The organism is Anoxybacillus suryakundensis (genome assembly GCF_001418025.1).
In the GTDB taxonomy this organism is placed as follows: Bacteria; Bacillota; Bacilli; order Bacillales; family Anoxybacillaceae; genus Anoxybacillus; species Anoxybacillus tengchongensis.
In genome coordinates, this window is record NZ_LIOK01000002.1 from 33525 (window position 1) to 48106 (window position 14582).

The following is a 14582-nucleotide window of genomic DNA, read 5'->3' on the forward strand; positions in this document are numbered from 1 at the left end:
TTAGTTTGCCCAACGTGCGCGAATTTGTTCCGCCTCGTTGATCATGCGCGCAAAAAGTTCAGCAACTGTCGGCACGTCATGAATCAGTCCAATCACTTGCCCCGCCCATGCAAATCCTTCTTCCGTATAGCCGTCGTAAATAAACCGCCTATTCGCTTTTCCGCTAATGTACTCTTTTAGTTGTTCATACCCTTTTCCTTCTCGTTCAAATTGTAAAATTTTTTCCGTCCATTCGTTTAACAAAGCGCGCGCAGGGGCACCGAGCGACCGTTTAATGACGACCGTGTCGCTTTCTGTGCGTTCCACAAGCATTTGCTTATATACGGGGTGCGCATGAATGCATTCTTTTGTTGCAATAAAGCGCGTGCCCATTTCAATGCCTTCCGCTCCAAGCGCAAGCGCAGCCATCAACCCACGCCCGTCTCCAATGCCGCCTGACGCGATGACAGGAATCGACACGGAATCGACGACGCGCGGCACTAATACGAACGTCCCGATGTCATGTTTGCCAAGATGCCCGCCCCCTTCTTGCCCAACGACCATGACCGCATCTGCGCCGAGTTCCTCCGCTTTCACGGCTTGGCGTACCGCCGCAACGAGCACAAGCTTTTTTACCGGCACGCCTTTTAACTGTTCAAAAATAGGGGCAGGATTTCCGCCCGTCATCGAAATGACCGGCACGTTTTCTTCAATTGCTACTTCAAGCATATGTGCAAACGGACGTCCATGTTGTCCGATCGCAAAATTGACCCCAAACGGTTTATTCGTTTTTTCACGCACTTTTTTAATTTCTTCTCGCAACTCATCTGGCGTCTCAAGCGACATTGCCGTAATTTGCCCTAGCCCCCCAGCATTCGATACCGCCGCCGCTAAATCAGCATACGCCAAATACGCCAATCCACCTTGGATAATTGGATAACGGATGCCTAACAGCTCGGTTACTCTCGTGTTCCAGTTCATCCTTTATTCCTCCCCTAATAGCAATGATAACATGTTTCTATTCCGCATATCTATTTTCCTCTTTTTGATTGAACGAACAACAAAATTCCCCTCACTTCATCGCGAGGGGACGATTTTCAACTTTTAACAGAAACAATAGGTTCTAGTTTATAGTTATTGATACGAAAAACGTAGTCACACAAAATATCAATGTCTTCTTGGTTGTGACTTGTTAATAAAATTGTGCGTCCTTCATTTTTAAAGGCTAACAATAACCTACGGATTTTATTTACACTTTCTGCATCTAGCGCATTAAATGGCTCATCCAATATAAGTATTTGCTGATCTTCCATAATTGCTTGAGCAATGGCTAATTTCTGCTTCATCCCTAAAGAATAATGCTTTACTTTTTGTTTCGCCGTCGGTTGAAGTCCGACCATTTCCATCGTTTCAAAAATTTTATTATCGCTAATTTTCCCTCTAATCATTGCTAACTCTTTTAAATTTTGAAACCCTGTTTTATTAGGGATATAACCGGGACGATCTATAATAATCCCAATATTTTCAGGGAATCGTTTGCTTTTTCCTATCTCAACTCCATTCACAATAATTGTGCCTTCATCTGGAAATACAAACCCACATATCATTTTAAATAAAACAGATTTACCAGAACCGTTTGGTCCTACAATGCCATATATTTTTCCTTTTTCTACATTTAAATTCACATGTTGAAAAAGTGTTAATCCTCTATACGATTTACTTACATTTTTCAAAGAAATAATATCCATTTTTTACACCACCTATTGTTCATGTGCTTATATTTTTAAGCTTTGTTTGAGCAAGCGATGAATAACAAAGAACGACATAACATTCGCTATCATTAAAATCATCGTTAAGTAATACGGAGAATAATCTACCAAGTAAACCATACTATTTAAGCCTATCGGTATGATCCCGTTTACATTTATATGGGGCAACATAACAATCATACATATGCTAATGAGCACAACCCCATATATGGATTCCTTACTTATCCAAGAAACAATAAAGATCAGACTTATATAAAACATGATTTGTAAAAAACCGTTCATAAAAAAATGGTAAATCATCTCATGTAACGGCTTTGAAAGTAACGTCACATATCCATCAATATTTGTTTGAAAACAAACAGCGACTGCAAGTGAAAGAACAAACAATATCATTAAAAAGAAAAACGTTATAACAATGAACTTCTTCATCCAACTCCAAAACCATTTATTTAAACTTCTAAAACGAATAATTTTGTAATAACTCAGTTGTTCCAATTCATTACTTAAAAAAAACAGTTGTAATAAATAAGTAAAACCCAAAAATACGACTGCATAAAAGAAAAAAGGAATATATGCAAAACGTTCAGCACTCACTCCAGCAAACGACATAACGAAAACATCCAAAATGGTTATATCCGAAGAGCGAACTAGCGATTGAGCCGTTACGCTGATCCCCATTATGCAAAGAGAAAAATAAAAGACAATAGGTATATACGATTTCATCGCCCGTATGTATGGTCTTTTATTCAAATCTAAAAACGGCAACAAGCATATACAGAAAACAAGAACAGCTATCACGATAATATAAACCGATTCTAAAGAATGAAAAGCATTTAATGCATTGGCAATCGAAAAAAAAGTCACAGGCAATAAAAAAGCAAGTTCGGTCGGGAATAACTTAAATCCTACAATGTTGAAAAGGAAAAACAATACACTCATAAAAATGATAACGCCTTTATTTTTCGTCAACACATACATAATCGAAAAAACGATATGCAGCAATGAAAAAGTGAACAATAACAAAACAAACTGTGCGAAAAAAGCGAATGCAGGGTAGCTAAAGAAGTTCACAAGTCCTTCAAGCGTATTCGTAAAATGCGTTGCTTTACTTAAATTGCTCCAATTCCACGAATGAGAAAATCCAATTGCCATAAATAAAGCCATAAAAAACCATAAAAATAGTAAAGAAAAAACGTTTATCCAAAAATTCTTTAAAGAACGGTATACCCATTTTTTAAATGATCCTAAACGAATGAACACTTGATAATCAAAATCTAAAAAAAGCGATCTGATTAAAAAAAATAAGGTAACTGGAGTAATAAAATAAACAATAAGATATGCATCGCTTAGTAAGCGCAAAGTAATATCCCAATTGTTAAAGCTGACTTTTTGTTCATAAGCAGCTTGAACAATCTCTTTTTTTAGCCTCACACCATAAAAATAAAAAACAATTCCTACAACGATCCACTTGATGCTAATCATATGTTCGATACTTTCACGTATAAAAGACGACCAACGTTTCATGATTATATCATCCATTCTTTCTCATCGTTTCTCAGTGTGAACACAAACGCAAGGACTAAAAAAGCGATTAAAAATAAAAACGGAACGAATATAGTCCATAAAGGTTGTTCTTCAATATTAAAAGGGAAAATTGTACTAAGTGGCGAGAACATAGCCACATGAAATATCCCCGTAACAAAATTCAAAATATGATAAAAAAGAAACGGAATCGATAAAGCAATAAATGGATTGCTTACATTTAAAAGTAAAATAAAAGCAATCGTGCTATAAACTACACCGTTTATAGCCACCCACAACGAATAAATAAAACCGTAAGCGAGATCTCCATACCGCAAAAACTGCGAAAAAGTGACCGCAGGAATGCGCACATTTTCAGTTGGAGAACTATAATTAATGATTCCTAGATGCTTCTCAACATAAACGATAAAAATAAATGGAATAAAGATAAGCAAAAACGTAACAACCCCAGTAAAAAAAGCATTTACTAGCCCCTTGCTAGCTATATAAGTACGTAGTGGAATTCTTGGACGAGTATATGTAATAAACTTGTTTCTTTGCTCTTGTAAAAAAGAGGGCAAATATACTATAATTACAATGGCAGGAAAAAGCAACGGGACAATCCCTGATATCGTTTCTTGAAATACTTCGACCGGCTCGAAAAACTGATATCCTTTACTTATCATATAAAACCGACTAGCTGGCAAAAAAATAACCATACTGAACCAGAGCAATATATTTTTTTTCGTCAAAGCTCTTTTTAACTCCACGGCTGGTTGGTTACGCAACATCTTATTCACCTCATTGTTATGAAAAATAGACGTGATAGTTAAAGGCTAAAGCCCAACTATCACGATCTTTACTTTTAATTTAATTACTTCTCCATCTTCCAGATACTTGAACATCTACTGGTGTCGTCAGATCATTGCTAAATTCAACTCGTGCACTCAATCCTTTAGGAACAGAATTAGGAAGATTACGGTAATCATTATCGGTAATGCTTCTAACCCACGAACCTGTTCCAGAAGTTGCCTGCATCCTAGCATCAACGGTATATGATCCACCAACCACATCTGAATTTAATTCACCATACGTTCCGGACGAAGCTTTTGTTTGATAACCTGTATAGCCACTTCCATTAAATTTTGGAACAGTTGTATTATATTCTGACCAACTAGCGCCTGCTTGTACTGCCCCACCAAAAGCTAGCAAACTTACAGACAGACCAAATAAAACCAACTTTCGTTTCAAGTCAAAATACCTCCTATTTGAATTTTTGGTATATTCTTATTATATTATTACTTTTTTTTTTTTTAGCAAGAATTTAATAGAATATTTTAGTTTATTCAACCAAAAATTCAAATTAAAAACACCTATACAACTGTTTATCGTTTTAGATGTATATGAAGAGTACGAATATTACGATGTATATATATACAGAAAATTTGATTATTTACAGTCATACAATCAACACATATGTGCAATAATCATTACATGAAGTTTTATGAAACGCCAAAAAATCATCTTTGCAAACGCATAAAGAAGTGCTATAATTCACTTTGTTTTATGTAAATCCAAGTTAAAGAGGTGTACAGCGAAATTGTCACAGTATGAAACACCGTTATTCACCGGACTGTTAGAGCATATAAAGAAAAATCCGATTCAATTTCATATTCCTGGTCATAAAAAAGGAGCAGGCATGGACGAGCAGTTTCGCTCTTTTATTGGGGAAAATGCGTTAGCGATGGATTTAATTAATATCGGTCCGCTTGATGATTTACATCAGCCAAAAGGAATGATTAAACGCGCCCAACAGTTAGCAGCGGAAGCGTTCGGGGCGGACTATACGTTTTTTTCCGTGCAAGGAACGAGTGGCGCCATTATGACAATGGTTATGTCTGTCGCAGGCCCTGGCGATAAAATTATCGTCCCACGCAACGTGCATAAATCGGTCATGGCGGCGATTGTCTTTTCGGGAGCGACACCGATTTTCGTTCATCCTGAAATTGATAAAGAGCTTGGTATTTCACACGGCATTACACCAGAAGCAGTAGAAGCGGCATTAAAACAACATCCAGACGCCAAAGGAGTGCTCGTCATTAACCCGACGTACTTTGGCATTGCTGGTGACTTAAAGCGCATCGTTGACATTGCCCACGCGTACGGCGTTCCTGTTCTTGTTGACGAGGCGCATGGCGTGCACATTCACTTTCATGGAGATTTGCCGCTGTCGGCGATGCAAGCAGGTGCGGATATGGCTGCAACGAGCGTGCATAAACTCGGCGGTTCGATGACGCAAAGCTCGATTTTAAACGTGAAAAAAGGGCTTGTGTCACCGAAACGAGTGCAGGCGATTTTAAGTATGTTAACGACAACATCGACGTCTTACTTATTGCTTGCTTCGCTTGATGTGGCGCGCAAACGGCTTGCAACGCAAGGGCATGAGCTTGCGGAACAAGCGATTCGCCTGGCGAATGAAACGCGCAAACAAATTAACGACATCGACTATTTATATTGCGTCGGAAAAGAAATTCTCGGTACAGAAGCAACATTCGATTACGATCCAACGAAGCTGATCATTTCCGTCAAAGAGCTCGGACTAACAGGCTATGAAGTCGAAAAATGGCTTCGTGAACATTACAACATTGAAGTTGAGTTGTCTGACTTATATAACATTTTATGTATTATTACACCGGGCGATACAGAACGGGAGACGAGCGTATTAGTCGAGGCGCTTCGTCGTCTATCAAACGAATTTCGCCATCAAGCGGAAGTCGGAAAAAAACCGAAAGTGCTTTTACCAGACATTCCTGTCCTTGCGCTTACGCCGCGCGATGCGTTTTATTCGGAAACAGAAGTCGTGCCGTTTGACGAATCGGCAGGGCGCATTATCGCTGAGTTTGTCATGGTATATCCACCTGGCATTCCAATTTTCATTCCAGGGGAAATTATTACGGAAGAAAATTTAAACTACATTCGCAAAAATATAGAAGTCGGTTTACCTGTCCAAGGTCCAGAAGACGACACGTTACAAACGTTGCGCGTCATTAAAGAACATCAAAAATGAAAAAAGCGGAGCTCGCATGGAGTTCCGCTTTTTTCATCAATAAAAAGAGACCGGCTATGCCGATCCCTTCCCTCTATATTGTCTCCTCATCCCCCAAAGTTTGTTCCGCGCTATATATTATTCTTCGTCTTCACAATCGCATCCGCTACATTGACCGTACAATACCGTTACTTTTTCATCTTCAAAATGATCGATTGTGGCATTGCATGTTTGGCATACAATTGTACCCATCCCCGATAACCCCTTTTCCTTTGGAATGTTTGAAAACGTTTTACTGATTTCATAATAATATGTCACATTTATTTTGTCAATAGGAATTAGTATGACATATTTAAACAAAAAAAGAGACGTATTTCACGCCTCTTACTCATATTGTTCAGCATAAGGTGTCGTTGGTAAAATGTCTGAGAAAAATTCCGCTAAATCTTCAGCTTGTTCTTTCGTGTCAATGCGGAACGTTCGTTGTAAATAGTCGTGGTCTTCGATGTCTTTCGGATCGAGGAGAGCGGAGCGGCCTGTTTGCATACAGATGACGAGCGGTTTACCAAAAAACATATTCGTATAAACGATGCCAAAATCGTAACGGACGTCTTTTGTCGTAAAGCCGACAAACCTCACTTTTACTTTTTCATGCTCATCATACAATTTTTCGAACATCCTATTCCCTCCTTCTTGTATATTAAACTTTATTATATCGCACCATTCATATTTTCGCAATTATTTGTTTTTTTACGTATGTACGTGATACAATGAAAGTGATTTCAACATATATGAGGTGAACGAAATAATGGCTTACACAGCGACTATTGAGCTTGTTTCTGCATCCACATGGGAGACGGTGACGTTAGAACAATGTAAACAATTGCTTGAACAGTTTCGGGACATCGCGCGAAAAACGGGTGAACAGCTCGCTTGGGACTATGCACAATCTGCTTTCCCGTATGACATCGTGACAAAAGAAGATCGCATCGTTTTAGTTGGAAAAGATGCACGTTATCATATGATTGAATGTCGCATTCATGAGCGCGCGGTCGAGTTTGTATTGCCGAAACGAGCGACGCATGGCGATAAAGGAAAAGCGAACGAACTATGTAAATTTTTTGCTAAACAAATGGCGGGGAAACTGCATTTATTTAACGGACGAGTGATGTATTATTACAAACGATAAGCCCAAAAAAGTTGACGGCAAAGAAAATAAATAGCGATCGTCAATAAGGTTGTCCAACATGCTTGTCTTTTCGTTAAACGAAACCAAAACGCAAGTAAAAAAGCAACGTACATAAACATCATAAACAGCAACGCTTTAAAAATAAAATGATCGTGGGCAGATCTCCATTCAACGAGAGAAAATAAGCTCCAAATAAGTAATTGAAGTAAAAAGACGATATACATGTTCACACACCCCTTACAAACATCATATGATCGCAAGGGAAAAATAATGAGAAAGAGGACGGCTAAGCCATCCTCTTTTTATTTGTTAATAATATGAATTGGGCTACCAAGTGCCACTTCTGCCGCTTCCATTGTAATTTCACCGAGCGTTGGATGCGCGTGAATCGTCATAGCAATATCTTCTGCTGTCATGCCGGCTTCGATCGCTAAGCCAAGTTCTGCAATCATATCTGATGCGTTTGGACCGACGATTTGCGCGCCGATAATGACGCCATCGTCTTTCGTTAAGACGAGTTTTAAGAAGCCGTCTGCTTCGTTTAATGCAAGGGCACGGCCGTTTGCGCCAAACGGGAACTTCGCTGTAATGACGTCGATGCCTTCTTCGATCGCTTGTTTTTCAAAGTAACCGACCGATGCGCATTCAGGGTCAGAGAAGACGACAGCTGGAATCGCTAAGTAATCAATTTCAGACGGATGACCAGCGATCGCTTCTGCCGCAATTTTTCCTTCGTATGACGCTTTATGTGCAAGCGGTGGACCCGCAACAACATCACCGATTGCGTAAATGTTCGGCACGCTTGTGCGGCATTGTTTGTCGATTTCAATTAAGCCGCGTTCTGTCATTTTCACGCCGATTTGTTCAAGTCCCATTTCTTCTGTGTTCGGACGACGACCGACTGTGACAAGCACGTATTCAGCATCAATTGTTTTCGTTTCGCCATTCACTTCGAATGTTACTGTGACGCCGTCTTCGCGCTCTTCAACACCTTTCGCAAGCGCGTTTGTAAAGACGTCTACTCCTTTTTTCTTTAAGCGACGACGAACGACGGCGCTCATTTGTTTTTCGAAGCCAGATAAAATTTCATCTGCGCCTTCTAAAATCGTAATTTTCGTTCCGAAGTTTGCGTATGCTGTCCCTAACTCTGTACCGATGTAACCGCCGCCGATGACGACCATCGATTTTGGAATTTCAGGCAAGTTTAATGCGCCTGTTGAGTCAAGGACGCGCTTTGAAAATTTAAACGTTGGCAACTCGATTGGACGAGAACCTGTTGCGATAATCGCGTTTTTAAATTTGTACGTTTGCGCGCTATTTTCTGTCATGACGCGAACCGTATTTTCATCAACGAAATACGCTTCTCCGCGCACAATTTCTACTTTATTTCCTTTTAATAAGCCTTCCACGCCGCTCGTTAATTTTTTGACGACGCCAGCTTTCCATTCTTGCACTTTGGAAAAGTCAACTTTTACGTTTTCTGCAAAAATCCCCATATCTTGCGAATGTGTTGCAATTTCGTAACGATGACCCGCAGAGATGAGCGCTTTTGATGGAATACATCCGACGTTTAAGCACACACCGCCAAGGTTTCCTTTTTCAACGATCGTTACTTTTTGACCGAGTTGCGCCGCGCGAATTGCTGCGACGTAACCGCCAGGACCTGCACCGACGACGAGAGTTTCTGTTTCAATTGCGAAATCGCCTACTACCATCGCATTACGCCTCCATTAATAATAATTCAGGATCGTTTAATAAACGTTTAATATGATTTAACGCGTTTTGTGCTGTTGCACCGTCGATCATGCGGTGGTCGAAGCTTAATGACAACGCTAATACCGGAGCGATGACAATTTCACCATCGCGCACGATCGGTTTTTCTGAAATGCGACCGATACCTAAAATCGCTACTTCTGGATGGTTAATAACTGGTGTAAACCATTGACCGCCTGCTGAACCGATGTTTGTGATTGTGCATGTCGCACCTTTCATTTCATTTGGCATTAATTTGCCGTCACGTGCTTTCGTCGCAAGTTCGTTAATTTCTTTTGCGATCGCAAAAATCGATTTGCGGTCTGCATGTTTAACAACTGGAACGAGCAATCCTTTATCCGTATCGGCTGCGATTCCGATGTTGTAGTAATGTTTATGAATAATTTCTTCTGTCGCATCGTCAATTGATGTATTGAGCGCTGGATATTCGCGAAGTGCAGACGTTAACGCTTTAACGACGTATGGCAAGAACGTTAACTTAATACCTTTTTGCGCTGCCACGTCTTTAAATTTCTTACGATGTGCAACAAGTTTTGTCACATCGACTTCGTCCATTAATGTGACGTGTGGTGCGGTATGTTTCGAGTTCACCATTGCTTTGGCGATCGCTCGGCGAATGCCGCTCATTTTTTCGCGTGTTTCTGGGAACTCACCTTCAACAACAACTGGTTGTGGAGCTGGTGCTGCTTTTTGTTCTTGTGCTGACGCAACGACTTCGACCGCTTGTTTTGGCGCTTCTGTTTGTGGCGCTGCACCGCCTGCTAAGTATGCATCAATGTCTTGTTTTAACACGCGACCGTTTTTGCCTGTTCCTTGCACGAGGCGAATATCGACACCTTTTTCACGCGCATATTTGCGCACAGATGGCATCGCGATCACACGTTTTTTCGGCTGTGCTTGTGCTGGCTCTTGTTTTCCTTCTTCTTTCTTTTCTTCTGCCTTTTCTTCTACTTTTGGCTCGTCGCCATGATCGCCTTTAAATTTTAAGTTTTCGTATCCTGGCGCATCGAACTTAATTAACGTTTGACCAACCGTTGCGACTGTGCCTTCGCTCACTAAAATTTCTAATACTTTTCCTTTCACTGGAGATGGAATTTCTACGACTGCTTTATCGTTTTGCACTTCGCAAAGTACATCATCTTCGTTGACTTCATCGCCCGGCTTGACGAACCATTTGACAATTTCACCTTCGTGAATCCCTTCACCGATGTCCGGTAATTTAAATTCAAATGACATTGTACCTCAACCTCCTATTTCTTAAATGTGGAGGGGCATGCCCCCTCCATTAAAACGTCATCACTTTTTTCACTGTTTCGATCACATCTTTAAAGTTCGGTAACCATACTGGCTCTGCTTGTGAGAACGGATATACGGTATCTGGCGCGGCGACGCGCAATACTGGCGCTTCAAGGCTAAGAATCGCACGTTCGTTAATTTCTGCAACGACGTTTGCGGCAATACCTGCTTGTTTTTGCGCTTCTTGTACAACAACCGCACGACCTGTTTTTTCAACGGATGCGATAATCGTTTCAATGTCTAACGGTTGAACGGTACGCAAGTCAACGACTTCGACAGAAATGCCTTCTTTTTCAAGTTCCGCTGCCGCTTTTAATGATTCATGTACCATTGCGCCGTATGTGATGACCGATACGTCTGTTCCTTCGCGTTTAATGTCCGCTTTGCCGATTGGAATTGTATATTCACCTTCTGGCACTTCTTGACGGAACGAACGGTACAATTTCATATGCTCTAAGAAAATGACCGGATCGTTGTCACGAATGGCTGAAATGAGCAAGCCTTTTGCATCGTATGGTGTCGATGGAATGACAACTTTTAATCCAGGTTGTTGTGCAACAAGCCCTTCTAAGCTATCGGCATGCAATTCTGGCGTATGTACGCCACCACCGAATGGTGAACGAACAGTAATTGGCGCATGGAAACGACCGCCAGAACGATAGCGCATGCGCGCCATTTGACCAGAAATGGAATCCATCACTTCATAGACGAATCCAAAAAATTGAATTTCAGGGACAGGACGGAATCCTTCTAACGCTAAACCGATCGCTAAGCCGCCAATTCCTGATTCTGCAAGCGGAGTGTCAAATACGCGGTCTTCGCCAAACTCTGCTTGCAATCCTTCTGTCGCACGGAATACCCCGCCGTTTACACCGACGTCTTCACCAAACACAAGAACGTTCGGGTCTTTGCGCATTTCTACGCGCAACGCATCCGTGATTGCTTGAATCATTGTCATTTGCGCCATGGCTTATTTCGACTCCTTTTCTTTGTAGATTTCGTATTGTTCTTTTAAGAACGCTGGCATTTCTTCGTACATGATCGACATTAAGTCGGTTACTTTTTGTTTTGGTGTTTCGTCCGCTTTCTTAATCGCTTCTTTAATATCTTCTTTTGCTTGTTCGATGACGCGATTTTCTTCTTCTTCGCTCCATAATCCTTTGTTTTCTAAAAACTTACGGAAGCGAACGAGCGGATCTTTTTTCTCCCATTCGTTTTCAAGCTCTTTCGAACGATAACGTGTTGGGTCGTCTCCTGCCATCGTATGTGGACCGTAACGGAAGCAAAGCGTTTCAATGAGCGTTGGGCCTTCGCCGTTAATCGCACGCTCACGAGCGTCACGCACCGCAACGTACACAGCAAGCGGGTCCATTCCGTCTACTTGAATGCCCGGAATACCGGCTGCAACTGCTTTTTGTGCGATTGTTTTTGCTGCCGATTGCTTTTCGACTGGCGTTGAAATCGCAAAGCGGTTGTTTTGAACGATAAAGATCGCTGGTGCTTTAAATGCGCCTGCGAAGTTTATTCCTTCGTAGAAGTCCCCTTGCGATGCACCGCCGTCACCTGTATATGTAACTGCAACTGCTTTTTTGCCACGTTTTTTCATACCAAGCGCAACGCCGGCTGTTTGAATAATTTGGGCACCGATAATAATTTGTGGTGGCAACACGTTTACATCTTCAGGAATTTGGTTTCCATGGAAATGACCACGTGAAAATAAAAATGCTTGGTAAAGTGGTAAACCATGCCAAATCATTTGTGGAACATCACGATAGCCCGGTAAAATGAAATCCTCTTTTTCTAACGCAAAATGGCTCGCTAATTGGCTCGCTTCTTGTCCTGCTGTTGGCGCATAAAAGCCGAGACGTCCTTGACGGTTTAACGAAATGCAACGTTGGTCAAGCACGCGCGTATATACCATGCGGCGCATGAGCTCTTTTAATTGCTCATCTGTTAAATCTGGCATCGCCGCTTCGTTTACGACTTCGCCTTCTTCGTTTAAAATTTGAAACGTCGGGAACTGCTCAGCGACTTTTTCAAGTTGCTTTTTCACATCAAATAGGGGCTTTTTACCCATGTTGTTCACCTCATCCTTTCTTTTTCAACGCATAAAATGATGCTCCTTTTAATTTGCCCAAAAACGATTCGTTTTTACAACGTTTTGTGTATGAAAAGCTGTATTAATGAACAAAGCCATTTTGATTAATACAACTGTTTTTTTACAACTTTAAGTTTACACCGTTCGACAACGCTCGTCAATTAGTTTGCTTATCACCTTCTATATAAAAATGAAATTTAGAAAATTTTAACTGTGTTATTAATCTGTTATACTATTTTTTATCTAACTGTATTATTTCTGTTTTACAATGTGAATATGTATGTTCGTAAGCAGATTGCACTTTTGCATATGATGCCCCATAATAAAACGTAGTCTACTTTGCGAATAAGGAGTGAAGGTACGTGATTACGATGAAAGATATTATTAAAGATGGCCATCCGACGTTGCGAAAAGTAGCTGAAGAAGTGCCACTTCCCCCTTCTGAAGAAGATCGTCGCATTTTAGCGAGTTTATTGGAGTATGTGAAAATGAGCCAACATCCCGATGTAGCGAAAAAATATGGGCTTCGTCCGGGCATCGGCTTAGCCGCACCACAAATTAACGTTTCCAAACGGATGATTGCTGTGCACGTGACGGATGAGAAAGGAACGTTACATAGCTATGCGCTATTTAATCCAAAAATCGTCAGTCATTCAGTCGAGATGTGCTATTTAACGAGCGGAGAAGGTTGTTTGTCTGTAGATGAAGCGATTCCTGGTTACGTACCGCGCTATATGCGTATTACCGTTACAGGAACGACGCTCGGAGGCGAAACGGTGAAGCTGCGCTTAAAAGGATTGCCTGCCATCGTATTTCAACATGAAATTGACCATTTAAACGGCATTATGTTTTATGACCATATTAATAAACAACATCCGTACGACGTGCCAGCTGGTGCTATTCCGATTGAACGGTAAAATAAAAGGGCTCAGCCATGGGAGCCCTTTTATTTTACTAAGCCAAGGTGACGTAGTCCGAATAAAATACCATCTTCATCGACCGGCTTTGTGATGAAATCAGCCACTTTTTTTGCTTCTTCATGCCCATTTCCCATCGCTACGCCTGTGCCGACAAAACGTAACATTTCCGTATCGTTTAATCCATCGCCGAACGCATAGACGTTTTCTCGCGGAATGCCTAGTTCGGCAATCATTTTTTTAATTCCTTCTGCTTTCGATCCGCCATACGGCAATACATCGGTTGAAACCGCATGCCAACGAACGAAATGAAACGTCGGAAACGATGTAATATACGGCTGTTCTTCTTCCGGCTTACAAAACAAAAGCGCTTGATAAATGTCGTTTCGTTCGTCATACGTTTCATCGTGCGGTGGATGGGTAAATTTTAAACTTCCCATGCTCTCGTGAATGTACGGATGATCCGCAACACTTGCGCGCATCGTATCCGCGTCCATAAAAATAAGCGGATGGTCGTGATTGTGCGCCATTTGCTTTAATGAACGAAGCTGTTCGCGATCAAGCGGTTGATTGTAAATCACTTCCCCTTCAAAAATGACATATTGTCCGTTAAAGCTAACAAACGATTGAATGTCGAGTTCTTTTCGCAACCATTCAAACATAAATGGCGCTCTCCCGGTTGCAATCGCTACATATACTCCTTGTTTTTTTAACGCTTGCACCGCCTCATATGTCGATGGTGGCAACTGTTTATCATGGTCTAGTAACGTTCCGTCAATATCAAAAAAGACGATTTTTCTCTCCATGTTTCTCGCTCCTCGTGTAAAAGTTCACAAACCTACCGTAACGAAATTACGCAATATTGTCAATGAAATGGTTAGAACCATGTATATTTTCCCATGCAAAATTTGTCGATCATCTTCTTATAATAAATAATAAGAGAACACATTTACTTTCCGACAAAATCGGATACAATAAAAGTGAGGAGTGATGC

At 41.0% G+C, this 14582-nt stretch carries 16 protein-coding genes; 3 read left to right on the forward strand and 13 right to left on the reverse strand.

Going from position 1 to position 14582, the window contains the following annotated elements; translation table 11 throughout:
* From ASC42_RS01395 to ASC42_RS01415, 5 genes are all read right to left on the reverse strand, one after another.
* Window positions 1-960, reverse strand: coding sequence for an NAD(P)H-dependent flavin oxidoreductase (locus ASC42_RS01395; RefSeq protein WP_055440221.1), 960 nt, complete (start codon window positions 958-960; stop codon window positions 1-3).
* A gap of 116 nt (window positions 961-1076) precedes the next feature.
* The gene (locus ASC42_RS01400) at window positions 1077-1727 is read right to left on the reverse strand and encodes an ABC transporter ATP-binding protein (RefSeq protein WP_032101584.1); all 651 of its coding nucleotides are present in this window, start codon (window positions 1725-1727) and stop codon (window positions 1077-1079) included.
* Between the two features lie 27 nt (window positions 1728-1754).
* The gene (locus ASC42_RS01405) at window positions 1755-3272 is read right to left on the reverse strand and encodes a hypothetical protein (RefSeq protein WP_055440222.1); all 1518 of its coding nucleotides are present in this window, start codon (window positions 3270-3272) and stop codon (window positions 1755-1757) included.
* 2 nt (window positions 3273-3274) lie between these two features.
* Complete coding sequence (locus ASC42_RS01410; RefSeq protein ID WP_055440223.1) at window positions 3275-4060, reverse strand: ABC transporter permease; 786 nt, start codon at window positions 4058-4060, stop codon at window positions 3275-3277.
* Window positions 4061-4139: 79 nt separating this feature from the next.
* Window positions 4140-4520, reverse strand: a complete 381-nt coding sequence (locus ASC42_RS01415) for a hypothetical protein (protein ID WP_055440224.1) — start codon at window positions 4518-4520, stop codon at window positions 4140-4142.
* 349 nt (window positions 4521-4869) lie between these two features.
* Between ASC42_RS01415 and ASC42_RS01420 the strand changes: the two genes are divergently transcribed.
* On the forward strand, window positions 4870-6336 hold the full coding sequence (locus ASC42_RS01420) for an aminotransferase class I/II-fold pyridoxal phosphate-dependent enzyme (protein ID WP_055440225.1): 1467 nt from the start codon (window positions 4870-4872) through the stop codon (window positions 6334-6336).
* Window positions 6337-6453: 117 nt separating this feature from the next.
* On the opposite strand, the gene ASC42_RS01425 is transcribed toward ASC42_RS01420, so the two are convergent.
* Window positions 6454-6567: a GapA-binding peptide SR1P gene (locus ASC42_RS01425; protein WP_019417972.1), complete on the reverse strand. Its 114-nt coding sequence runs from the start codon at window positions 6565-6567 to the stop codon at window positions 6454-6456.
* A gap of 132 nt (window positions 6568-6699) precedes the next feature.
* Complete coding sequence (locus tag ASC42_RS01430; RefSeq protein ID WP_055440226.1) at window positions 6700-6993, reverse strand: DUF3055 domain-containing protein; 294 nt, start codon at window positions 6991-6993, stop codon at window positions 6700-6702.
* 130 nt (window positions 6994-7123) lie between these two features.
* Here ASC42_RS01430 and ASC42_RS01435 point away from each other — a divergent pair, with 130 nt between their 5' ends.
* A complete protein-coding gene (locus ASC42_RS01435) occupies window positions 7124-7504 on the forward strand; it encodes a DUF1885 family protein (protein WP_055440227.1) in 381 nt (126 codons plus the stop codon).
* Here ASC42_RS01435 and ASC42_RS01440 read toward each other — a convergent pair.
* From ASC42_RS01440 to pdhA, 5 genes are all read right to left on the reverse strand, one after another.
* Window positions 7492-7728, reverse strand: coding sequence for a hypothetical protein (locus tag ASC42_RS01440; protein ID WP_055440228.1), 237 nt, complete (start codon window positions 7726-7728; stop codon window positions 7492-7494). The two genes, ASC42_RS01435 and ASC42_RS01440, sit on opposite strands and share 13 nt — an antisense overlap.
* A 78-nt stretch (window positions 7729-7806) precedes the next feature.
* A complete protein-coding gene (lpdA, locus tag ASC42_RS01445) occupies window positions 7807-9219 on the reverse strand; it encodes a dihydrolipoyl dehydrogenase (RefSeq protein WP_055440229.1) in 1413 nt (470 codons plus the stop codon).
* 4 nt (window positions 9220-9223) lie between these two features.
* The gene (locus tag ASC42_RS01450) at window positions 9224-10513 is read right to left on the reverse strand and encodes a dihydrolipoamide acetyltransferase family protein (RefSeq protein ID WP_055440230.1); all 1290 of its coding nucleotides are present in this window, start codon (window positions 10511-10513) and stop codon (window positions 9224-9226) included.
* Window positions 10514-10562: 49 nt separating this feature from the next.
* Window positions 10563-11540, reverse strand: a complete 978-nt coding sequence (locus ASC42_RS01455; protein ID WP_055440231.1) for an alpha-ketoacid dehydrogenase subunit beta — start codon at window positions 11538-11540, stop codon at window positions 10563-10565.
* A 3-nt stretch (window positions 11541-11543) separates the two neighbouring features.
* Window positions 11544-12650, reverse strand: a complete 1107-nt coding sequence (gene pdhA / locus ASC42_RS01460) for a pyruvate dehydrogenase (acetyl-transferring) E1 component subunit alpha (RefSeq protein ID WP_141653478.1) — start codon at window positions 12648-12650, stop codon at window positions 11544-11546.
* 383 nt (window positions 12651-13033) lie between these two features.
* On the opposite strand from pdhA, the gene def reads away from it, so the two are divergent.
* Window positions 13034-13588: a peptide deformylase gene (def, locus tag ASC42_RS01465; RefSeq protein WP_055440233.1), complete on the forward strand. Its 555-nt coding sequence runs from the start codon at window positions 13034-13036 to the stop codon at window positions 13586-13588.
* 29 nt (window positions 13589-13617) lie between these two features.
* Here def and ASC42_RS01470 read toward each other — a convergent pair whose 3' ends face one another.
* Complete coding sequence (locus ASC42_RS01470) at window positions 13618-14394, reverse strand: Cof-type HAD-IIB family hydrolase (protein ID WP_055440234.1); 777 nt, start codon at window positions 14392-14394, stop codon at window positions 13618-13620.
* Window positions 14395-14582: the final 188 nt, after the last annotated feature.

Bases quoted from the DNA above. Each gene is read 5' to 3' on its own strand.
- ASC42_RS01400 (WP_032101584.1), bottom strand. From the start codon at position 1,727: ATGGATATTATTTCTTTGAAAAATGTAAGTAAATCGTATAGAGGATTA.
- ASC42_RS01455 (WP_055440231.1), bottom strand. From the start codon at position 11,540: ATGGCGCAAATGACAATGATTCAAGCAATCACGGATGCGTTGCGCGTA.
- ASC42_RS01450 (WP_055440230.1), bottom strand. From the start codon at position 10,513: ATGTCATTTGAATTTAAATTACCGGACATCGGTGAAGGGATTCACGAA.
- ASC42_RS01395 (WP_055440221.1), bottom strand. From the start codon at position 960: ATGAACTGGAACACGAGAGTAACCGAGCTGTTAGGCATCCGTTATCCA.
- ASC42_RS01440 (WP_055440228.1), bottom strand. From the start codon at position 7,728: ATGTATATCGTCTTTTTACTTCAATTACTTATTTGGAGCTTATTTTCT.
- lpdA (WP_055440229.1), bottom strand. From the start codon at position 9,219: ATGGTAGTAGGCGATTTCGCAATTGAAACAGAAACTCTCGTCGTCGGT.
- ASC42_RS01425 (WP_019417972.1), bottom strand. From the start codon at position 6,567: ATGGGTACAATTGTATGCCAAACATGCAATGCCACAATCGATCATTTT.
- ASC42_RS01435 (WP_055440227.1), top strand. From the start codon at position 7,124: ATGGCTTACACAGCGACTATTGAGCTTGTTTCTGCATCCACATGGGAG.
- ASC42_RS01430 (WP_055440226.1), bottom strand. From the start codon at position 6,993: ATGTTCGAAAAATTGTATGATGAGCATGAAAAAGTAAAAGTGAGGTTT.
- ASC42_RS01470 (WP_055440234.1), bottom strand. From the start codon at position 14,394: ATGGAGAGAAAAATCGTCTTTTTTGATATTGACGGAACGTTACTAGAC.
- pdhA (WP_141653478.1), bottom strand. From the start codon at position 12,650: ATGGGTAAAAAGCCCCTATTTGATGTGAAAAAGCAACTTGAAAAAGTC.
- ASC42_RS01405 (WP_055440222.1), bottom strand. From the start codon at position 3,272: ATGAAACGTTGGTCGTCTTTTATACGTGAAAGTATCGAACATATGATT.
- ASC42_RS01410 (WP_055440223.1), bottom strand. From the start codon at position 4,060: ATGTTGCGTAACCAACCAGCCGTGGAGTTAAAAAGAGCTTTGACGAAA.